This window comes from Rhodanobacter caeni (assembly GCF_039523575.1).
In the GTDB taxonomy this organism is placed as follows: domain Bacteria; phylum Pseudomonadota; class Gammaproteobacteria; order Xanthomonadales; family Rhodanobacteraceae; genus Rhodanobacter; species Rhodanobacter caeni.
This window is the reverse complement of record NZ_BAAAFO010000004.1, coordinates 591,147-610,606: the sequence shown is the minus strand read 5'-3', so window position 1 is coordinate 610,606 and position 19,460 is coordinate 591,147. Positions and strand designations below refer to the sequence as shown.

The window sequence follows — 19,460 nt, the reverse complement described above, 5'->3', positions numbered from 1 at the left end:
ACTCGGCGGGCGTCCACCTGGCCCGCCGATACATGGCTCGGGAGAGGTGGCCCATCCGCGACGTCGGCGAGGATGGCGGCGGCTGCCCGTTCGGCACCGACCACGATCTCCCTTTCATCGTAACGGTTGGGTTGTTGTTTGTCCGATGCCATGTGGCATCGGATACGACAACGCAAGTAGATCGAATCATCCCCGACACCGGGAACGGTGCCGTCATTTTGCCGCTTAACCGCTGCGGCGCGATCCCCGGCAGGCCGCCATCGAGGCGCCACCGCGGCACGCGACGCGCGGCAAGCCGAGGAATTCCACCATGAAACGTATGTTGATCAACGCGACTCAGCGTGAAGAGTTGCGTGTGGCCATTGTCGATGGCCAGACCCTGTACGACCTTGATATCGAAATCCCCTCGCGGGAACAGAAAAAATCCAATATCTACAAGGGTCGCATCACCCGCGTCGAGGCTTCGCTGGAAGCCTGCTTCGTCGAGTACGGTGCCGAACGCCACGGCTTTCTGCCGCTGAAGGAAATCTCCCGCGAGTATTTCACCCCCGGACTGGACCCGCACAAGTCCAATATCCGCGAGCTGCTGAAGGAAGGCCAGGAAGTCGTCGTCCAGGTCGAGAAGGAAGAGCGCGGTAACAAGGGCGCCGCCCTGACCACGTTCATCAGCCTGGCCGGCCGCTACATGGTGCTGATGCCGAACAACCCCAAGGCCGGTGGCGTCTCGCGCCGCATCGAGGGCGAGGACCGGCAGGCACTGAAGGAAGCACTTGAGCACGTCACCGTTCCCGACGACGTCGGCCTGATCGTGCGCACCGCGGGCCTGGGCCGCGACGCCGAAGAACTGCAATGGGATCTGGATTACCTGCTGCAGCTGTGGAAATCGATCTCCGAGGCTGCCAGCAAGCAGAAGGCGCCGTTCCTGATCTACCAGGAGTCGAAGCTGTTCATCCGCGCCCTGCGCGACTACCTGCGCAGCGACATCGGCGAAATCCTGATCGACGAGGAATCGCTGTACAACGATGCCCGCGATTTCATGCAGCAGGTGATGCCCAACGCCCTGCGCAAGCTCAAGCTCTACCGCGACGACACCCCGCTGTTCACCCGTTACCAGATCGAGACCCAGATCGAGAGCGCGTTCGACCGCCAGGTGCGCCTGCCCTCGGGCGGCTCGATCGTGATCGACCAGACCGAGGCGCTCACCGCCATCGACATCAACTCGTCCAAGGCGACCAAGGGCAGCGACATCGAGGAAACCGCGTTCAACACGAACTGCGAGGCCGCGGTGGAGATCGCCCGCCAGGCGCGCATCCGTGACGCCGGTGGCCTGATCGTGATCGATTTCATCGACATGGACAGCCCGCGCCATCAGCGCGAAGTGGAAGACCGCCTCAAGGAAGCGCTCAAGCTCGACCGCGCGCGCGTCCAGATCGGCCGCATCTCCCGCTTCGGCTTGCTGGAGATGTCGCGCCAGCGGCTGCGTCCCAGCCTGGGCGAAGCCAGCGAGATCGTGTGCCCGCGCTGCGAGGGCCACGGCCATATCCGCGGCGTCGAATCGCTGTCGCTGTCGACCTTGCGGCTCATCGAAGAACACGCCATGAAGGACAACACCGGCCAGGTGCTGGTGCAGGCGCCGCCTTCCGTGGCCAACTTCCTGCTCAACGAGAAGCGCGCCAGCGTGGTGGAGATCGAGCTGCGCCACAAGGTGCACGTGGTCGTCGTTGCCGACGACAAGCTGGAAACGCCGCACATCGAGATCATGCGCATCAAGGAAGCGGAGATGGGCGAGCACAGCAAGCCCAGCTACGAGCGTCTCACCGCGGTCACCGCCACCGAACTTCCGAAAATGGGCCAGACCCTGGGCAGCGGCGAACAGCCCGCGGTAAGCGGCATCATGCCCGCCAGCCCCGCGCCCATCCGCGAAGAAGTCGCGCCCGCGCCCGTCGCGGCAAGCCCGTCGACCAAATCACCGGCGCGTGCCAAGCCATCGACAAACGCATCCGAAGGCGGATTTATTGCGCGCGTGCTGGGCTGGTTCCGCAGCAGCATCGAAGCCGCGCCAGCGGAAACGTCCGCCGAAAAGTCGCCGTCCAACGGTGCCGGCCGCAACAACCGTCGCGACGAGCGTTCCGGGCGCGGTCGTTCGGGACAATCGACGCAGAACGCCACCCAGGCGCGTCAGCCGCGTCGTGAGGGCGCGCAGCCGGCGGCCAAGTCCTCCGCCTCGACGCAGCAGTCCAAGGGCAACCGCCAGCGCAACAGCGAGGCCGGCCAGCCGCGGCCATCGCAGCAGCCGGCGCAGAACGGTACCTCTTCCAGGCCGCCGCGCCCATCGCGTCCGTCCACCGCGGAAAACGCCGCGGCCGTCACGCCGCGCCAGAATCCCCAGGCCAAGCCTGAACGCCAACCGCGCTCTCCCGTGGCCGAAGCGCTGGAGCCGGCACCACTCGCCGACGCCGCGCAGGAAGCAAAACAGCTCGCGCCGGCCGTGACTTCAGTTGCCCCCGAAGCCGAAGAAACTCTCGATGCCGATGGCGGCCCTTCCCGCCGTCGCCGGGGTCGCCGCGGTGGCCGTCGCCGTCGCCGGCACGATGAGGCAGCCACCGCCGTTGGCGCGACGGACGCTCAGGCGCAGTCCCTCGATACGGGCGACGAGAATGCAACGAACCGTGCCGAGAAACCCGCAGCCTCCAGCCAGAATGGATCAAAGGCCCCTGCCGAAACGGTCACGGCGCCCGCCTTGGATGCATCTCCCGAATCTCGGGCGGCAGCATCCGCCAAAGCCACCGTAGCCCCTGACACCAAATTGGAGACGGCGACGGCAGCAGCGGGCGACATCGCCGATGCGTCCAACGACACGTCGGAACAGGATCGCGTCGCAACGGTCGCTACTGCTTCCGCCACCGAACTCAAGTTGCCACCGCTCCCGCCCATCCCTTCCGCGGTGGCGGCCTCGACGACCGAACCGGACAAGGCGGATGTCGCGGTCAAACCTTCGCCCGTCGCATCGGCCGCCGCACCGTCGGTCGCCGCCGCCCCGAGCTCGGTCGCATCAGCCGATGCGCCAGCGCCGGTGTCCTCAAAGCAACCATCCCATGAGGCCGCCACGGGCGAAAAGGCAAACGCCGCCCCGGCGCCCGGAGCGCATACACCGCTGGTCGCCGCCGTGGCCGCCGCGATCAATGGACCGCGTCGCGGAGAAGCCGCTTTCGCCACTGTCCCTGCCTCGATGCCCGCACCAAAGCCGGCGGTCGCGGGTGCTGTCGCGGTCGATGAATCCACGACCAAGGCGGAGCAATCGACCGCCGCGGCTCCCACGCCGGAACAAGGCGATCTGCTTGCCGCCAATCGCCCGCTGTCCGTGAGCCGCGACGTCAACGCGGCCGAGGTGAGCCGCCCGAGCGGGCAGCCGCAAGGCGAGTGAACGGCTCGGCGTAGCCGTCCACGACACGAAAAAAGCCGGGCAATGCCCGGCTTTTTTTACGCCCTGCCTTGTGCGATCAACCGCCGATGGCGTGGCCCGGATTGTCGATCAGGCCATGCACCGTCATCAGATGGGCCAGGTTGAGCACATGATCCACGCGCAGCTTTTCCATCAGGCGCTGCTTGTACGTCGAGACGGTTTTCGGGCTGAGGTTGAGCTGCTCGCCGATCAAGGTCAGCGGTTTTCCGCATACCAGCATCATCGCCACCTCGAGCTCGCGGCTGGACAACACGTCGAACGGCGAGGCACGGCCATCGAGCGTCGCCAACGCCAGCTGTTGCGCCACGGCGGGTGCCAGATAGCGCTTGCCGGTAGACACCTGGCGAATGGCCGTGATCAATTCCTCGGCGCGGCATCCCTTGGTGAGGTAACCCAGGGCACCTGCATCCAGCAGGCGTTTCGGAAAGCGCGCGTCGTCAACCACCGTGACCACCACAATGCGGGTCGACATCTTTGCCCGATTGACACGCTCGGTAAGCTCGATGCCGCTCATGCCCTGCATGTGGACATCCACCAGCGCGATATCCGGCTTCAGTGTACGGATCAATCGCAGGCCTTCTTCCGCATTGCCCGCTTCGCCCTGGATGCAGATGTCGGGTTGCTGCTGCAAAATCATCCGGAAGCCGGTGCGCACCAGCTCATGATCGTCCACCAATATGACATTGATCACCGCGTGCCCCTCCTTGGTTAGGCTTAGTGAAATTAGGCTGCTGAACAACGCATTGCAAGCCATGCGGTCACATGCCTGCGGATCGGGCAGGCATCGGCCAAGCCATGCAACGTGACAAAGGCATCCCCGCCATAGCTTCGCTGCTGCAAGCCATCAGCAAAATTTGCCACGCCTGCCCTACGGCTTATGTCGGCGCACGCCTTGGCCTACCGTGCGGGAATGTCTGACCGGCCAACGGCGGGCTGCATGGCCCCCACGGCTGCCGCAAGAAAAAACCCGCCGGGTGGCGGGTTTCGTTTCCGCAGCAAACCGCCACGGTAGTATCAAATGGTGCCCAAGAGGGGACTCGAACCCCTACGACTCTCGTCGCTACCACCTCAAGGTAGTGCGTCTACCAATTCCGCCACCTGGGCAGGTGTGTTTCTACTGCGCTTGCTTCAGGGCTTTGTCGCCGGTTTCGGCGGCGGTGCGGCCGGTACTTCGCCCTGGTTGGCGGCGGGGGCCGTTGTTGCCTCCGGGACGCCAGCGGCCGGCGAAGTGGCTTGCGGTACTTCCGGGTTGACGGCGGCCTTGCCGGCTGGCGTTTCGGCGGGCTTGGTTGCCACGCCGGACATTACGCCGAGATCGACGGCATCCGGATGGGCGTTGCCGTTGTAGTTCAGGTACACGCCCATGCCCAGGCTGAGCGCGAAAAACACCGCGGCGAGCACGCCAGTGGCCCGGGTCAGGAAGTTGGCCGAGCCACGCGCACCGAACACGGTGGCCGAAGCACCGCCGCCGAAACCGGAGCCGGCACTGGCGCCCTGCCCGTTCTGCAGCAGGATCAGCACGGTCATTGCCGCCGCGACCAGGATGTAGAAGACGCTGAAAATGACGAACATGATTTTCCGGAACCTATGGCGCTTGATGCGCCGCGGCGCAGATGTCTAGGAAGTCGGTTGCCGTCAGGGCCGCGCCGCCGACCAGCCCGCCATCGACGTCCGCTTGCGCAAACAGCTTTGCTGCGTTGACCGCAGTGACGCTGCCACCATAAAGCAGCCTAGTCAGACGGGCGATTGTAGCATCTTCCTTTTCGAGTTTGCTACGAATGAACGCGTGGACGTCCTGGGCCTGTTGCGGCGTCGCCGTCTCGCCGGACCCGATCGCCCACACCGGTTCGTACCCGACCAGTGCGGTGTCGAAACTCGCGATGCCGTTGAGTCGCAGCACGGCTTCGAGCTGCTCGCCGATGACGTTCTCCGTTTCGCCACTGTCACGCTGCTGGCGTGTTTCACCCACACACAGGATGGGGGTGAGTCCGCCTGCCCTGGCGGCCGCGAACTTCCGCGCGACGCATTCATTGCTTTCACCGTGGTAGCGGCGGCGCTCCGAGTGCCCCACCAGCACATAGTCCACGCCGGCTTCGGCCAGCATCGCGGCACTGACCTCGCCCGTATAGGCGCCCTGGCCTTCATGTTCGCTCACGTCCTGCGCGCCAAGCTGCAGGGGGGTGCCGGCGAGCTGTTCGCCCAGGGCGGCGATGTAGGGGAACGGGGGAAAAACGGCGACGTCGATCTCGGTCGGCATGTTGGCGGCGATGGCACCGGCCAGGCTGGAGGCCATCGAACGGCTGCCGTACATCTTCCAATTTCCGGCCACAAGTTTTCTGCGCATGGTCTGCTTCATAGGCGAGCGAGCGGCAAGCTTACTGATGCCCCCGGCCCCCGGCAAACTGGTCGTGCTGCCCAGCCTTATTCCGTACCACTTCGCCTATAAATTGATACCACGGGCGCCGTTGGACCATACCAATTTTTCTGTCAGCTACATTCGGCGTCGCGAGGGCATGATCCGCGGGAGGCAGAAACGCTCGTCGAGAGCCCTCTCCTACCGCTGCAGGTACGGCGCCAGCAAGCCCTCCAGCCACACCATGAATTCGCGGACCCGCCCCGGCAGGTTGCGACGGTTGGCGTAGAGGATCGACAGTGGCATCGGCTCGGCCGGGAACTGCGGCAACACTTCCACGAGCCGCCCTTGGTCCAGCCACGGTTGCAGGCTCGCGACGGGGGATTGGATCAAACCCAGCCCAGCCAGGCAGGCCGCCGTGTAGGCCTCGGTGTTGTTGACCGTCAGCACGCCATCCATCGGCAGGCAGGCATAGCCGTTCCCAGTGGGATATTCCCAGCCTGGCGGCTTGCTTCCCAGCGTGGACACGTAGTGGATCAGCCGATGTGCCGAGAGATCCGCCAGCGATCGCGGCGTACCGTGGCGGCGCAGATAGTCGGGGCTGGCGCAGTTGATGATGCGCAGGTGGCCGAGCGGATGGGCCACGAGGTTGCTCTGCGCCAAAGCGCCCGCGCGCACTACGCAATCGAAACCCTCGCGCACCAGGTCGACCAGCCGGTCGGTGCTGCTCAGCTCCAGTTCGATCGACGGGTGCGCCTGCAGGAATTCCGGCAGCCGTTTGATCACGATGTTGCAGGCCATGCCGGTGGACATGTCCACCCGCAGGCGTCCACGCAGCGATTGGCCGCCTTGCTGGAACATGCACTGCAGTTCGTCGATGTCCCCCAGCAGATCCCTGCTGCGCTCGTAGAAAGCCTGGCCGTCGTGGGTCAGGCTGACCTTGCGCGTGGTCCGGTGCAGCAAGCGCGTGCCAAGCAGGCTTTCCAGCTGCTGCACCGCCGTGGATGCGCTGGCCTTGGGTATCGCCATGCTCTCGGCGGCGCGCGTGAAGCTGGCCATTTCCGCCACCCGCTGGAATATCCGCATCGCTTGGAGTTCGTTCACTTGCCTTCCCGTGGGGGTGCCTGAGGCATGGATGCCTATTGTTCGTCGATGGCGAACAGATAAATCAGATGCCGGCAATTTATCCCCGGCCGACCGATCAATAAAGTCGCAGGCCCATTGATCGAGCGGAGACAACCATGACTCACCCATCCCCCATCGCCCTGATCACCGGCGGCAGCCGTGGTCTGGGCAGGAATGCCGCACTGAAGCTGGCCGAGCGAGGCATCGAAGTCATCATCACCTACCGCACCAATCGCACCGAGGCGCAAGCCGTGGTGGCGCAGATCGAGGCGATGGGTCGTCGGGCGGCGGCGTTGCCGCTCGACGTGGCCGACAGCCAGCGGTTCGGCGATTTCGTGCAGCGTGTGGACGAAACACTCCAGGGCCACTGGCAGCGCCAGCAATTCGATTTTCTCGTCAACAACGCCGGCACCGGCGGACACGTCGGCTTTGCCGACACGACGGAAGCGCAGTTCGACGAACTGGTCAACGTGCACTTCAAGGGCGTGTTCTTCCTTACGCAGAAGCTGTTGCCGCGTATCGCCGATGGCGGACGCATCCTCAACATCTCCAGCGGCCTGACCCGATTCACGCTCCCCGGCCACGCCGCCTATGCGGCGATGAAGGGTGCCATCGAAGTTCTGACGCGCTACCTGGCCAAGGAACTGGGTACGCGCGGCATCACCGCGAACGTCCTGGCGCCCGGCGCCATCGCCACCGATTTCGGTGGCGGCGCGGTCCGCGACAACGCACAGCTGAATGCATTCGTGGCCTCGCAGACCGCCCTGGGCCGGGTTGGCGAACCGGACGATATCGGCGGCGTGGTGGCCTCGCTGCTGGCGCCCGCCAACGGCTGGATCAACGGCCAGCGGATCGAGGCATCCGGCGGCATGTTCCTGTAGACACCGCACGGGCGGCGGGAACCGACGGGCCTGGCGGCATGCTCCATGGAGGGAGCTTGCGCTCAGCGGTTGCTGGCCCGCTCGATGCGACGATCCGGTATCAGCCACAACAATGCCGTCAACACGTACAGCGCCTGGCCCGCCCCCGGTCGCCAGAAGGTCAACGCGATGCCCGTCAGATAAAGCAGCGGCGACAGCTTGCCTTTCCAGTCCGATCCGATGGCCGTGGCGAGCATGGCGTCACGGCCGTCACTCGCGATCAGCGTGCGCTGCAGCACCCAGTAGGCGACCGCCGCCATCAGCAGGACCACGCCATAGACGGCCGTCGGCGATGCGGCAAAGTGGTTCTCGCCCATCCAGGCGGTGGTGAACGGAAGCAGCGACAGCCAGAACAGCAGGTGCAGGTTCGCCCACAACACGCGCCCCGATATCCGGTGCACCGTCGAGAGCATGTGGTGGTGGTTGTTCCAGTAGATGCCGACGTACACGAAGCTCAGTACGTAACTGAGCAGCACCGGAGCCAGCGGCGCCAGCGATGCCAGCGCATGGCTCTCCGGCACCTTCAGTTCCAGCACCATGATGGTGATGATGATCGCGATGACGCCGTCGCTGAACGCTTCCAGCCGCCCCTTGCCCATGTGTCGATCTCCGCGAGGCACCCGATGTCCACAGGCCGCCAAGCTTGCCTCAGGACCGACGCCCATGCACGGCGATGATGCAGGCAGGCCACGTCATTCCACCACTCGATAAAGCGGCGCATGATCCTCATCTTCAGCGGCTCACAGACCAACGGAGATGTCGATGACAACCACCACCGATCGCGCGATTCTTGCCGGCGGCTGCTTCTGGGGCATGCAGGACCTTTTGCGCCGTCAACCCGGGGTGATCTCCACCCGCGTCGGTTATTCCGGCGGCGACGTGCCCAACGCCACCTATCGCCACCACGGCACCCACGCCGAAGCCATCGAGATCGTGTTCGACCCGCAGGTGATCAGTTACCGCACGCTGCTGGAATTTTTCTTCCAGATCCACGACCCGAGCACCCTCAATCGCCAGGGGAACGATCGGGGCACCAGCTACCGGTCGGCCATCTTCTACACCAGCGAGGCACAGAGGGAGGTTGCCCAAGACACCATCGCCGACGTCGATGCGTCCGGCTTGTGGCCGGGCAAGGTCGTGACCGAGCTGGCGCCTGCAGGCGATTTCTGGGAGGCCGAACCGGAACACCAGGACTATCTCGAGCACTACCCCACCGGCTACACCTGCCACTTCATCCGACCGGACTGGAAACTGCCGCGGCGCACCTGAGACGACGTCGCCTGCGCTGCCGTCACGCGACCGGACGGCAGCTTTCAACGGGTCTTCTTCGGTCGCGGCGGCCAAGGCGCGGCACGCCAGCAGGTGTAATAGAAAACCTTGAGCTGCGCGCGAACCGACTGCAGCGGCATGCTGAAGCCATCGCGGAAAGCATCGCTGCGACCGCCCACCCACGCGCCGAACGACCACGCCGATACCAGGTCCACCAGGTCGGCAGGGGGATAATCACGACGAATTACCAGCGCGTTGCCGACCGCCTGCGCCCCGCCACGCGGCTGGCCGAGGCGCTTCTCGTCGCCGAGTTGAAAGTAGGAACTGCCGCCGCGCAGGGCAATCTGACGTGCGCGCTCGACACCCACTTCATCGTACGCCGTCACCGTGGTCCGACCGGACTGGCACTGGATCGTGAGTCGGTGTATCCCTTTGCGGTCGGCCTGGCGCACCTCCATTTTCGGAGCGGGCAAGGACAGATCGTAGGTGGCCGTGGGTGGCATGCGGCCATTGTTGGCAAGGCCCGACGCGATCATCCGTTCGGCGGTCATCCATGCGTCGCCGTCCAGCGCGTCTGCCGGGATCCCCATCGCCTTGAGATAGCCCACGGTATCGGGCAGGCGACGCGTTTCCTGCATCGACGGCGAGCTGAAGCCGATACGGTCGCGCCCGCTGGGCACCCATCGATACAGCCCACCGAGATAGGCATAGACACAGGCATCCATGCAGGCTGCCGTCTTCGCCGCGATGCTCGCCTGCTTCGGTTGCCGCGGTGTGCCCAGATGCGTGGCCATGCCGCGAGCGCGGAACATCCGCCCCAACGCCATGGCGGCGGCGCGGTCGCCACCGCGTGCATTGAGATAGACGTCCGAACCGGACTCTATGCGGCCGGAAGCCACCAGGGCCGCGAACCGCTGCGGGGCGCCGGCATCGATCTCGCCATGCAGATACACCTGCGGGTAATGCGTCAACGACAGCGTCAAGCGATCGCGAACGACATCGATCTTCAGCGGCTTTCCCCGCCCGCCGGGCGTACTGCCGAATGCTGATGTGGCGACAAGCAGGCCAAGCAGCGCGCATGGCAAGGCATGACGGCACACGGTATGGCGGACAGTCCAACGGCGGCTGGTATGACGGTGCACTCGCACGACTCGCGATCGGGCTCTCCAGTGTGTGGGCTGGCGAATGTCTCGAAAGTGAACATCGACGCCGGCTGCCCTGTGCTACCAGCTCCAGGTTCCATCCCCGACAGGCCGATACTGCCAAGGGCGTTTGCCGATAACGTACGCGGGGCAGGATCGTCCCCTTGGGTCGCTTACCGTCGGAGAAGCAATCCGGCACTGTCGCGTTGGCAGTGGCAGCCTCTCCGATACCGGACACGGCCGCCGCCATGGACTTCTCGTGTCGTGTGTCGTTTACCCCGCCTGCCATGCCGACGCCAGCTCCATCGCGAAATCGCGATAGCGACGCGGTGGATGGCCGAGCAGACCAGTGAGCATCTTCACGGCGAGCGGTTTGCCGAGCATGCCATCGACATGGAACCGCGTGAGCATCAGCCGCAGATCGTAGGCCGACCACGGCGGCATCACCCCGGCCATGAAACCCTCGAACGCATCGAGGTCGTTCCCCGCGTACGTCACCGGTTTGCCAAGCACGCCGGACCAGATTGTCGCCAGCGCATCGCCCGTCAGCGCGTCCGGCCCCACGATTTCGATCACCTCGCGCGGCAGCGGCGTCGGCGCCTGGGCGCGGCGCAGCAGCGAAGCGACCGCGATCTCGGCGATGTCACGTACATCGACCATCGCTATCCCGACATCGCCCACCGGCATGCCGTAGCGCCCCTGCAACAAGCCGTCCCTGAGCCTGACGTCGTTCTGCATGAAATACGAAGGGCGCAGCACAGTCACCGGCAAATCCAGCTGTTCGACCATCCGTTCCACGGTGTACTTGCCGGTGAAATGCGGCACGTCGGTGTAGGTATCGCTGTTGAGCACGGACAGATAGACGATGCGTTCGATACCGGCCTCGCGCGCCAGACTCAGGGTCTGTATCGCCTGGGTCACCTCGTCGGCGACCACGGCGTTGAGCAGAAACAGGGTATCGACCGCTTTCAGCGCCGCACGCATCGAGGGGATGTCGGTCATGTCGCCCTTGACGGCGGTGACGCCTGACGGAAACGACGCCTTGTCGGGGTTGCGCGTCAGCGCATGGACGCTGGCGCCCTGCGCGGCCAGGCTGCGCACGACCAGGCTGCCGATGGTGCCGGTACTGCCGGTGACCAGAATGTTCATGGGGTAGCTCTCGTGTGAGTGGATGTGCAGCCATCCTCGCGTCTCACCCGAGCTACCGATAGCCGCGTAATATGGACAGGTCGTCTCATCAGTGGAACATCATGGATCTGCTCGCCCTGGCCGATTTCAACGAAGTGGCTCGACATGGCGGTTTTGGCCGCGCCGCGCGGGCCACCGGTCGCCCCAAGGCCACGCTTTCGCGCCGCGTGCGCCAGCTCGAGGATGTGCTGGGCGTGCGCCTGTTCGAACGCGGCGGCCACACCTTGCGCCTGACGATGGAGGGGCGCGAGCTGCAGGAGCGGACGCAGTCGCTGCTGGAACACATTGACGAAGTGGGCGACGTGCTGCGGCGTGGCACCAGCGCGCCGCGCGGCCGACTGCGGGTCAGCGCGCCGGTACTGTTTGGCCAGCGCGGTCTGGGCCGCATTGCCGCGGATTACGCCCTGGCTTATCCGCAGGTACAACTCGAGGTGGTGGCGGAGGACCGCTTCGTCGACCCCGTGGACGATGATTTCGACCTGATCATCCGCGCCAATCCGGACCCGTCAACGGAGTTGTCCGGCCGATGTTTCCTGCGTGACGTGATGGTCGTGGCAGCCGCGCCATCGCTGTCCCTGCCGAAGAAGCACACCGTCCCGGTGCCGGCCATCACGCTGTCGCATACGCCGGCCGATGCCTCATGGCAGCTCAGTCGCGCACGCAGCGTGCGCCGCATTGCGACCCGCACGGTATTGCGCCTGTCGTCGATGGCGATGATCCACGATGCGGTGATTGCCGGCATCGGCGCGGCCGCCATGCCACGCTCGCTGGTGCAGGCCGACGTCGATGCCGGTCGCCTGATCGTCTGGGGCACGCTCGCCGACCGTCCGGTCGAAGTCTGGGCCTTGTATCCCTCGCACCGGCACGTGAGCGCGCGTGTCTCTGCGTTCGTAAAGCTGCTGCTGGAGCGTTTCGAGAACGCCTCGCCCGCCGCCTTCGCCCGGCTTGCCAACGCGAAGTGAGGTCCACGCCGACGCGGGCCTGCGGGCACGCACCGATCTCGCCATGCGTCGGCCTGGCGGTATCGATCATTTCCCGGTCGTGGGACAACATCCCCGGCAACGATGCCGGCGACGCTTCAGGCTCCAGGCGGCGTGGGCGTCTCGGCGAGCAGTCGTCCCAAGCTGGCGCCCAGCGCAAGGTCATCCGCCACTCCGAAATGCTGTTGGCGCAAGCGTCCCTCGGCGTCGACCAGGATCAGGGTCGGCGTACCTTGCATGGCATAGCTGCGCATCGTGCGCGGCAATGGCTCGCCTTCATCGTGCGCATCCACGCCCACCGGAAAATCGTAGCGATACTCGTGCAGGAACGCCGCCAGCGAAACCGGACCCTGCGCGTCGTGATGTTCGAACACGGTATGCAACCCCACCACCGCGAGAGGTTCGCCGGCAAACGTGCGCCGCACGCGCTGCATCTGCGGCAGCGCCTGCATGGCGCAGGCGGGGCACAACATCTGGAACGCATGCAGCAGCACGACCTTTCCGCGCAGATCGGCCAGGGCCAGCGGTTCGCTGTTGAACCAGCGCGACACCTGCCATGCCGGCGCCATGGGTGAGGTCATACCGTTCTCCCGTCGAGATGCATGGCTCGACAGTCTACGCGGCGCGCGCGGCGCATGATCGTCGCGCGGCAACTTGCTACCCTGCCCCGATCGGCATCAGGAGGCATCATGACAATGCACGGCATCCATACCATCGATACCGGTTTCGTTCGCCCCCGCTTCGATGCCGCCTACCTGATCGTGGAGAACGGACGTGGCGCGTTTGTCGATTGCGGCACGAACTTCGCCGTGCCGCGCATGCTCGACGCGCTGCGCCAGGCGGACCTCGCGGTGGATGAGGTGGACTGGCTGATCCTCACCCACGTCCACCTGGACCACGCCGGCGGCGCCGGCGCCCTGATGGCGCAACTGCCGCGCGCACGCCTGGCGGTTCATCCGCGCGGCGCGCGGCACATGATCGATCCCGCGCAGCTCTGGGCCGGTGCCAGCGCAGTGTATGGCGAGGAAGTGATGGAGCGCACCTACGGTCGATTGCAGCCGGTTCCGCCCGAACGCGTGGTCGAAGCGCCGGACAATCATGTGATCGACCTGGCCGGGCGACCGCTGCGCTGCCTCGATACGCCCGGCCATGCGAAGCACCACCTGTGCATCCACGACGCGCGCTCCAGGCGTTGCTTCAGCGGCGATACGTTCGGCCTCAGCTACCGCGAATTCGATACCGCCAAAGGGCCGTTCGTCATTCCCACCACGTCGCCGGTGCAGTTCGACCCCGACGCGCTGCATGCATCGCTGCGACGCCTGGTCGCGCTGCAGCCGGAGGCGATCTACCTCACCCACTTTGGCGCGGTGGACCAGGTGGAAAAGCTCGCCGACGATCTCCACCGGCGGATCGATGCGATGGTGGCGCTGGCCCGGGCGGCCGGCGCGCAGCCCGACCGGCAAGCGCGCCTGATGGAAGCGCTCACCGAGCTCTACGCCGAACACGCCGCCGCGCATGGCTGGAGCGGCAACCGCGCCATGCTGCGCGATTTGCTTGGCACGGACATCGAGCTCAACGCCCAGGGGTTGTTGGTGTGGCTGGATCGGCAGGCGCGGCACTAAACGCCGCTCATGTCATCCGGGTGCCATTGGGTACCGGCCTTTCCAGCGTGGTGATCACCACGCCTTGCTCCGTCGAAAAGCCGGTAAGCAGGAACTGGGAACGGAACGGCCCGATCTGCTTTTCCGGGAAATTGATGACGCCCACGATTTGCCTGCCGACGAGATCCGCGGGGCCATAGAGCGCGACGATTTGCGCGCTGGTCTTGCGCTCGCCGTACGGGCCGAAATCCACCCAGACCTTCCACGCCGGCTTGCGCGCTTCCGGAAACGCCTCCACCCGCGTGACCGTGCCCGCGGCAATGACAACCTTTTCGAAATCCGCCCAGCTTATTTCGGTGCCGGGGTCACGCATGATCTGCTGCTTGTCGTCGTTCATCGTTCCAGCTCACTCTTCAGCCAATCGCGGCCTTGCTGCCACCAGTAGCGTGCCTGCGCCCCCAGATAGCCCCAGGGTCGATGCGTGCTGCGCAGTCCGTAGTCGCCGAACTGTTTCCAGCCCTCGTCCCCGTGCGCGATGGCAGCGGCAAGCAGTTCGCCGGCGGCGCAGGTCGGTGCCAGGCCGTGACCGCCGAACGCCTGCGCCCACCACAGCCCTTCCGCATTGCCGCCGATCTGGGGCATCTGGTGTGTTGCGTAACTCATCAGCCCCGACCACGCGTAATCGATACGCACGTTCCCCAGCTGGGGAAAGACCCGCAGCATGTCGGCGGTGAGCAGTTGTTCCACGGCGCGTGCGGAACGTTCGCGAATGGAAATGCGGCCACCCCACAGCAGGCGCGTATCGGGCAGCGGGCGATAGTAATCGAAGGCAAACCGGGTGTCGTACACCGCCGCCCGGGTCCGCAGGCAGGCTTGCATCCGCTCGCCCAGCGGCTCGGTCACCATGACGTAGGTGGCAATCGGCAGGATCGCGCGATCGATCGATGATTCGAGCCCGGCCAGGTAACCGCCGCAAGCCAGTACCAGCTGGTCGGCAAGCACGCTGCCATGCGCGGTATCGACGCGCCAGCGCGCACCCTCGCGGCGCATCTGCAGCACACCGCTGTTCTCGTGCACGCCGACGCCACGGCTCGCCGCCGCGCGCGCCAGCCCTGTCGCGTAGTTGAGCGGATGCAGATGCAAGGCATCGGGCTCGTACAGTCCACCGTGGTAGCGCGTGCTGTCGACCAAGTGGCGCAACTGCGTCGGCGACAACGCCTCCCACTGCACGCCGTAATGGTTGGCCAGCAATTGTTGGCGCCGGTGCAGGATGGCGCTGTCGCGGAACCAGTTGGCCCAGATCACGCCCTCGTCCACCACGTCGCAGGCAATGTCGTATTGCGCGATACGTTGGCGGATGCGCTGCACGGCCGCCGTGGTCAGCGCAAACATGCTCCGGGCCCGGGACGCGCCTGCCTGGTCGAGCAGGCTCTGCTCGTCCAGCGAATAGCCGGCAAAAACAAAACCGCCGTTGCGCCCCGAGGCACCAAAGCCGACCTGTTCGCGCTCCAGCAGCATCACGTCGCGCATGCCACGCTCGGCCAGGCCCAGGACGGTATTCAGCCCCGCGTAACCGCCACCCACGACGACCACCTTCGCCTCGTGCGTGCCCTGCAACGGCGGATACGCCGCATATGGCGTGGCGGTGGCGCGGTAGTAGGAAGAAGGCAAACCCGGGGACATGGCATCACCCTACAACCCGCACCCGCGCTCGGACGAGTGCCGGAGGGCAGGATGCAGCCGGCTGCACTGCTCCGCGGCGGCAGCAATCAGAGGTTGGCGAGGAACGAGCGTACCGTGGGCTGCAGCGTGGGGTCCTGCATCGCCATGGCCATGGTGGCGCGCACCAGACCAGCCTTGTTGCCGCAGTCGAAACGGGTGCCCTCGAAGCGGTAGGCCAATACCTTGCCCTGCTCTTTCAACAGCGCATCGATGGCGTCGGTCAGCTGGATCTCGCCGCCGGCGCCGGGCACGGTCTGCTCCAGCAACTGGAAAATCCGGCTCGGCAACACGTACCGTCCCACCACGGCGAGATTCGATGGCGCGTCGGCAGGCTTGGGCTTCTCCACCATGTGGTTGATGCGCGCGCTGCGATCGTCGATCGCGGTTGCCGCGACGATGCCGTACTTGTCGGTTTCGTCGCGTGGCACCTCTTCCACCGCGATCACCCCCGCCTGTTGCTCATCGCCCAGCTCGGCCATCTGGCGCAGGGCGCCCTTGCCCGTACCGTTCCAGATCAGGTCGTCGGGCAGGACGATGCCGAAAGGTTCGTCGCCTACCACCGGCTTGGCGCAGAGCACCGCGTGCCCGAGACCGAAGGCTTCCGGCTGGGTGACGAAGATGGCGCGGACATGCTTCGGCAACGTGCCCTGCACCAGCGCCAGCAAATCCTCCTTGCCCTTGGCCTGAAGCTTCGCTTCCAGCTCGTACGCCTTGTCGAAGTAGTCGGCGATGGCATGCTTGTAGCGGTTGGTCACGAAGATAAGCGTGTCGGCGCCGGCATCAACCGCCTCGTCCACCGCGTACTGGATCAGCGGCTTGTCGAGTACCGGCAGCATCTCCTTCGCCACCACCTTGGTGGCCGGGAGAAAGCGCGTACCAAGCCCCGCCACGGGAAAGACCACTTTGCGCAGAGGCTTGCTCACTTATTTTTCTCCTGATTCATTGCGACGGATGGATACCACGTTGTCAGGCTGCGCCACTTCGCTCCAGCGGAACGAAGGCAGCAGGCTGGAAACGCAACGCCGCAGATCCTCCTCCCTGAAGTCCGCTACCGCGTCGACGGATTTGTTCAACAGTGCCTGCAGCAGCTCCCACGACACCTCGCGGTGCTGCGCCAGGAAAATCTTGGCATGCGCGGTGGCGCTGTAATTCTCCAGCGGGTGGAACAATTCCTCGAACAGTTTCTCGCCGGCGCGCAGACCCGTGTAGACGATGGGAATCTCGCTGCCGGGCTTTTTGCCGGCCAGCCTGATCATCTGTTCGGCGAGATCGCGGATACGTACCGGTTCGCCCATGTCCAGCGCGAAAATCTCCCCACCCTCGCCAAGGCTCGCCGCCTGCAGGATCAGCTGGCACGCTTCGGGAATGGTCATGAAGTAGCGCGATATCTCCGGGTGCGTCACCGTCACCGGGCCGCCGCTGCGGATCTGGCGGCGGAACAGCGGTACCACGGACCCGGCCGAATCCAGCACGTTGCCAAACCGCACGGTCATGTAGCGCGTCGAACTGTGGGCATCAAGGTTCTGGCAATAGATCTCGGCCACGCGCTTGCAGGCCCCCATGACACTGGTCGGGTTGACCGCCTTGTCAGTGGAGATCAGCACGAAGCATTCGACGCCCATCTCGCTGGCCAGGTCCGCCACCGTGCGCGTGCCGAGCACGTTGTTGCGATAGGCCGAACGCAGTTGCGTCTGCAGCATCGGCACGTGCTTGTAGGCCGCCGCGTGGAATACGACCTGGGGTTGCGCCTCCGCGAACATCTTCTGCATGGCGGCGCGATCGCCGCAATCCGCCAGGACGCCGTCGAGAATGAGCTCGGGAAAGTCGGCACGCAGTTCCTGGGTGATGCGGTACAGGTTGTATTCGCTCTGGTCGACGACGACCAGCGATTGCGCTCCCAGCCTCGCCACCTGCCGGCAGAGTTCGGAACCGATCGAACCGCCACCGCCGGTGACCAGTACGCGGCGCGTGGTCAGCGTTTGGCGGATCGCGGTCCAATCCAGCTCCACCGCGTCGCGGCCCAGGAGATCCTCGATCGCCACGTCCTTGATCTCGTTGAACTGCGCGCGACCGGCCACGACGTCATCCAGACGCGGCACGGTCCGATAGGGCAGATCGGTGGCATCGCACAAGGCGACCACGCGGCGCATCTCGTTGGTCGAGGCCTCGGGCATGGCGATCAGCAGCATGTCCACCGCCGCTTCCCGCGCCACGTCTGGCAACTGCTCCAGGTCACCCAGCACCGGGTGGCCATTGATGCTGGCACCGCGCAATGCCATGCGATCGTCCACGAAGCCCACCACCGCGTAGCCGCTGTCGCGGCGAAGGTCGCGTGACAGTACCTCGCCGGCACGGTCGGCGCCGACGATCAACACCCGTTTGATGGACACGCCACGACGCGAGTCGTCCCGGCTGTCCTTCCAGAACCGGTAAGTGAGCCGTGGCAGGCCCAGCAATCCGGCCAGCACCATCGGGTACAGCAGCAACACCGACCGCGGAACACCCTCCAGCCGGCAATAGAGGAAAAGCGACAACCCGATCGCCACGGCCCCCAGGAGCACCGCGCGCACGATGTTCCACAGGTCGGGCAGGCTGGCGAAACGCCACACGCCCTTGTACAGGCCCGTCCAACGGAAGATGAGGCCCTGCACCAGCAGCACGATGGGAAACTCGAACAGCATGAAGCCGACGACCTCGTCCGGCTTCAAGGCATAGCGCAGCAGTTTGCTGATCCACCAGGCCAGTGCCGTCGCCACCAGGTCGTGCAGCACCACGGCGACCCGGGGATGGATGAAGGCAGCCACCTTACGCAACAACATGGCGGCCTCCTGCGGAGGGGCGCTGCAGGCAGCGACGTTTCATGGCCAGCCACAGCAACGCCGCAATCGCATAGATCGCCAAGGCAACCGGCATGGCACTGCGTGGGTGGGCGGCGATCCACCAGGCGGCAGGCGCCGCTATCAGAAGGTTCCAGCCCAGATAGCGCGCGTCGACGCCGGCGTGCGACATGCCGCTGCGGACCATCCACTGATAGAGATGTTCGCGGTGGGCACGGTGCCACGAGCGCCCGCCTTTCATCCGGGTCAGCAGGGTCAGGCTGGCATCGGTCACGAACGCCGAGGAAAGCACCAGTGCCGCCCATGCCAGCGACGGTTGGAGCCGCCACAGCAGGACGGAAAAAGCAAACACGAGCAGTCCCGCACCGCCGCTACCGACGTCACCCATGAAAATGCGGGCAGGCGACCGGTTGTAGAGCCAGAAACCCATACCGGCCGTCATGACCGTACCCGCCCCGATCGCCAGAGCCGGCTCGGCGACGGACCAGGCAAGGCAACCCAGGGCCCCCGCCACGAAAACGATTTGCTGCGCCAGCAGGCCATCGATGCCATCCATGAAGTTGTGCAAGTTGATGCTCCACATACCCGCCAGCAGCAATAACGGGAACCAATACCACGACAAGTCTGTAGCGAACAGCGTGAAGGAAAACAAAACGACAGCCGCCGCCTGCGCCCCCAGCCGGGGCCACACCGGCAGCGGCCGGTGATCATCCCACCACCCGACCAGGGCGACCAGAAACAGTGCCACCGCCACGCCCGCGACGACCACCGCGGATACCGGCCGGGGCAAGGTCAACATCGCGCCGGAAGCGCAGATGAACGCAGCCATGACCGGGCCAATGCCGCCACCGCGCGGCGTC

The 19,460-nt window shown here is 65.4% G+C and carries 18 protein-coding genes and 1 tRNA gene; 5 read left to right on the top strand and 14 right to left on the bottom strand.

What is annotated here, in order from left to right:
* The first annotated feature begins 310 nt into the window (after positions 1–310).
* The gene (locus tag ABD017_RS15590; RefSeq protein WP_343883696.1) at positions 311–3,424 is read left to right on the top strand and encodes an Rne/Rng family ribonuclease; all 3,114 of its coding nucleotides are present in this window, start codon (positions 311–313) and stop codon (positions 3,422–3,424) included.
* Between the two features lie 76 nt (positions 3,425–3,500).
* Here the strand turns inward: ABD017_RS15590 and ABD017_RS15585 are convergent, their stop codons facing one another.
* The 5 genes from ABD017_RS15585 to ABD017_RS15565 form a co-directional block, all read right to left on the bottom strand.
* The gene (locus ABD017_RS15585) at positions 3,501–4,154 is read right to left on the bottom strand and encodes a response regulator (RefSeq protein WP_343883695.1); all 654 of its coding nucleotides are present in this window, start codon (positions 4,152–4,154) and stop codon (positions 3,501–3,503) included.
* Positions 4,155–4,482: 328 nt separating this feature from the next.
* Positions 4,483–4,567 (bottom strand) — tRNA-Leu (locus ABD017_RS15580).
* Between the two features lie 24 nt (positions 4,568–4,591).
* Complete coding sequence (gene secG / locus ABD017_RS15575) at positions 4,592–5,035, bottom strand: preprotein translocase subunit SecG (RefSeq protein WP_343883694.1); 444 nt, start codon at positions 5,033–5,035, stop codon at positions 4,592–4,594.
* A gap of 13 nt (positions 5,036–5,048) precedes the next feature.
* Positions 5,049–5,807, bottom strand: coding sequence for a triose-phosphate isomerase (tpiA, locus tag ABD017_RS15570; RefSeq protein WP_343883693.1), 759 nt, complete (start codon positions 5,805–5,807; stop codon positions 5,049–5,051).
* 210 nt (positions 5,808–6,017) lie between these two features.
* Positions 6,018–6,920, bottom strand: coding sequence for a LysR family transcriptional regulator (locus ABD017_RS15565; RefSeq protein ID WP_343883692.1), 903 nt, complete (start codon positions 6,918–6,920; stop codon positions 6,018–6,020).
* A 137-nt stretch (positions 6,921–7,057) separates the two neighbouring features.
* Here ABD017_RS15565 and ABD017_RS15560 point away from each other — a divergent pair, with 137 nt between their 5' ends.
* Positions 7,058–7,822, top strand: coding sequence for an SDR family NAD(P)-dependent oxidoreductase (locus ABD017_RS15560; protein ID WP_343883691.1), 765 nt, complete (start codon positions 7,058–7,060; stop codon positions 7,820–7,822).
* Between the two features lie 62 nt (positions 7,823–7,884).
* Here the strand turns inward: ABD017_RS15560 and ABD017_RS15555 are convergent, their stop codons facing one another.
* Complete coding sequence (locus ABD017_RS15555; RefSeq protein WP_343883690.1) at positions 7,885–8,460, bottom strand: TMEM175 family protein; 576 nt, start codon at positions 8,458–8,460, stop codon at positions 7,885–7,887.
* 163 nt (positions 8,461–8,623) lie between these two features.
* On the opposite strand from ABD017_RS15555, the gene msrA reads away from it, so the two are divergent.
* Complete coding sequence (msrA, locus tag ABD017_RS15550; protein ID WP_343883689.1) at positions 8,624–9,130, top strand: peptide-methionine (S)-S-oxide reductase MsrA; 507 nt, start codon at positions 8,624–8,626, stop codon at positions 9,128–9,130.
* A gap of 44 nt (positions 9,131–9,174) precedes the next feature.
* On the opposite strand, the gene ABD017_RS15545 is transcribed toward msrA, so the two are convergent.
* Both ABD017_RS15545 and ABD017_RS15540 read right to left on the bottom strand, forming a co-directional pair.
* Entirely contained in the window at positions 9,175–10,272 is a 1,098-nt protein-coding gene (locus tag ABD017_RS15545) for a hypothetical protein (protein WP_343883687.1), read from the bottom strand.
* A gap of 273 nt (positions 10,273–10,545) precedes the next feature.
* On the bottom strand, positions 10,546–11,421 hold the full coding sequence (locus ABD017_RS15540) for an NmrA/HSCARG family protein (protein ID WP_343883686.1): 876 nt from the start codon (positions 11,419–11,421) through the stop codon (positions 10,546–10,548).
* A gap of 101 nt (positions 11,422–11,522) precedes the next feature.
* On the opposite strand from ABD017_RS15540, the gene ABD017_RS15535 reads away from it, so the two are divergent.
* Positions 11,523–12,422 carry a LysR family transcriptional regulator gene (locus ABD017_RS15535; protein WP_343883685.1) on the top strand — a complete coding sequence of 300 codons (900 nt, stop codon included), beginning with the start codon at positions 11,523–11,525 and terminating at the stop codon, positions 12,420–12,422.
* Positions 12,423–12,538: 116 nt separating this feature from the next.
* Here ABD017_RS15535 and ABD017_RS15530 read toward each other — a convergent pair whose 3' ends face one another.
* Complete coding sequence (locus ABD017_RS15530) at positions 12,539–13,021, bottom strand: TlpA disulfide reductase family protein (RefSeq protein ID WP_343883684.1); 483 nt, start codon at positions 13,019–13,021, stop codon at positions 12,539–12,541.
* Positions 13,022–13,129: 108 nt separating this feature from the next.
* On the opposite strand from ABD017_RS15530, the gene ABD017_RS15525 reads away from it, so the two are divergent.
* Positions 13,130–14,062, top strand: coding sequence for an MBL fold metallo-hydrolase (locus ABD017_RS15525; RefSeq protein WP_343883683.1), 933 nt, complete (start codon positions 13,130–13,132; stop codon positions 14,060–14,062).
* Positions 14,063–14,069: 7 nt separating this feature from the next.
* On the opposite strand, the gene ABD017_RS15520 is transcribed toward ABD017_RS15525, so the two are convergent.
* From ABD017_RS15520 to ABD017_RS15500, 5 genes are all read right to left on the bottom strand, one after another.
* Complete coding sequence (locus ABD017_RS15520) at positions 14,070–14,438, bottom strand: tRNA-binding protein (RefSeq protein ID WP_343883682.1); 369 nt, start codon at positions 14,436–14,438, stop codon at positions 14,070–14,072.
* Positions 14,435–15,724 carry an NAD(P)/FAD-dependent oxidoreductase gene (locus ABD017_RS15515; protein WP_343883681.1) on the bottom strand — a complete coding sequence of 430 codons (1,290 nt, stop codon included), beginning with the start codon at positions 15,722–15,724 and terminating at the stop codon, positions 14,435–14,437. Before ABD017_RS15515 ends, ABD017_RS15520 begins: the two co-directional genes overlap by 4 nt.
* 86 nt (positions 15,725–15,810) lie before the next feature.
* Complete coding sequence (gene galU, locus ABD017_RS15510; protein WP_343883680.1) at positions 15,811–16,686, bottom strand: UTP--glucose-1-phosphate uridylyltransferase GalU; 876 nt, start codon at positions 16,684–16,686, stop codon at positions 15,811–15,813.
* Positions 16,687–18,582, bottom strand: coding sequence for a polysaccharide biosynthesis protein (locus ABD017_RS15505; RefSeq protein WP_343883679.1), 1,896 nt, complete (start codon positions 18,580–18,582; stop codon positions 16,687–16,689).
* Positions 18,569–19,429 carry an MraY family glycosyltransferase gene (locus ABD017_RS15500; protein ID WP_343883678.1) on the bottom strand — a complete coding sequence of 287 codons (861 nt, stop codon included), beginning with the start codon at positions 19,427–19,429 and terminating at the stop codon, positions 18,569–18,571. Before ABD017_RS15500 ends, ABD017_RS15505 begins: the two co-directional genes overlap by 14 nt.
* Positions 19,430–19,460: the final 31 nt, after the last annotated feature.

Excerpts from the sequence above, each read along its gene's own strand:
- ABD017_RS15590 (WP_343883696.1), top strand. The coding sequence starts at position 311 with ATGAAACGTATGTTGATCAACGCGACTCAGCGTGAAGAGTTGCGTGTG.
- secG (WP_343883694.1), bottom strand. The coding sequence starts at position 5,035 with ATGTTCGTCATTTTCAGCGTCTTCTACATCCTGGTCGCGGCGGCAATG.
- tpiA (WP_343883693.1), bottom strand. The coding sequence starts at position 5,807 with ATGCGCAGAAAACTTGTGGCCGGAAATTGGAAGATGTACGGCAGCCGT.
- ABD017_RS15560 (WP_343883691.1), top strand. The coding sequence starts at position 7,058 with ATGACTCACCCATCCCCCATCGCCCTGATCACCGGCGGCAGCCGTGGT.
- ABD017_RS15555 (WP_343883690.1), bottom strand. The coding sequence starts at position 8,460 with ATGGGCAAGGGGCGGCTGGAAGCGTTCAGCGACGGCGTCATCGCGATC.
- msrA (WP_343883689.1), top strand. The coding sequence starts at position 8,624 with ATGACAACCACCACCGATCGCGCGATTCTTGCCGGCGGCTGCTTCTGG.
- ABD017_RS15540 (WP_343883686.1), bottom strand. The coding sequence starts at position 11,421 with ATGAACATTCTGGTCACCGGCAGTACCGGCACCATCGGCAGCCTGGTC.
- ABD017_RS15535 (WP_343883685.1), top strand. The coding sequence starts at position 11,523 with ATGGATCTGCTCGCCCTGGCCGATTTCAACGAAGTGGCTCGACATGGC.
- ABD017_RS15530 (WP_343883684.1), bottom strand. The coding sequence starts at position 13,021 with ATGACCTCACCCATGGCGCCGGCATGGCAGGTGTCGCGCTGGTTCAAC.
- ABD017_RS15525 (WP_343883683.1), top strand. The coding sequence starts at position 13,130 with ATGACAATGCACGGCATCCATACCATCGATACCGGTTTCGTTCGCCCC.
- ABD017_RS15520 (WP_343883682.1), bottom strand. The coding sequence starts at position 14,438 with ATGAACGACGACAAGCAGCAGATCATGCGTGACCCCGGCACCGAAATA.
- ABD017_RS15515 (WP_343883681.1), bottom strand. The coding sequence starts at position 15,724 with ATGTCCCCGGGTTTGCCTTCTTCCTACTACCGCGCCACCGCCACGCCA.
- ABD017_RS15505 (WP_343883679.1), bottom strand. The coding sequence starts at position 18,582 with ATGTTGTTGCGTAAGGTGGCTGCCTTCATCCATCCCCGGGTCGCCGTG.
- ABD017_RS15500 (WP_343883678.1), bottom strand. The coding sequence starts at position 19,429 with ATGGCTGCGTTCATCTGCGCTTCCGGCGCGATGTTGACCTTGCCCCGG.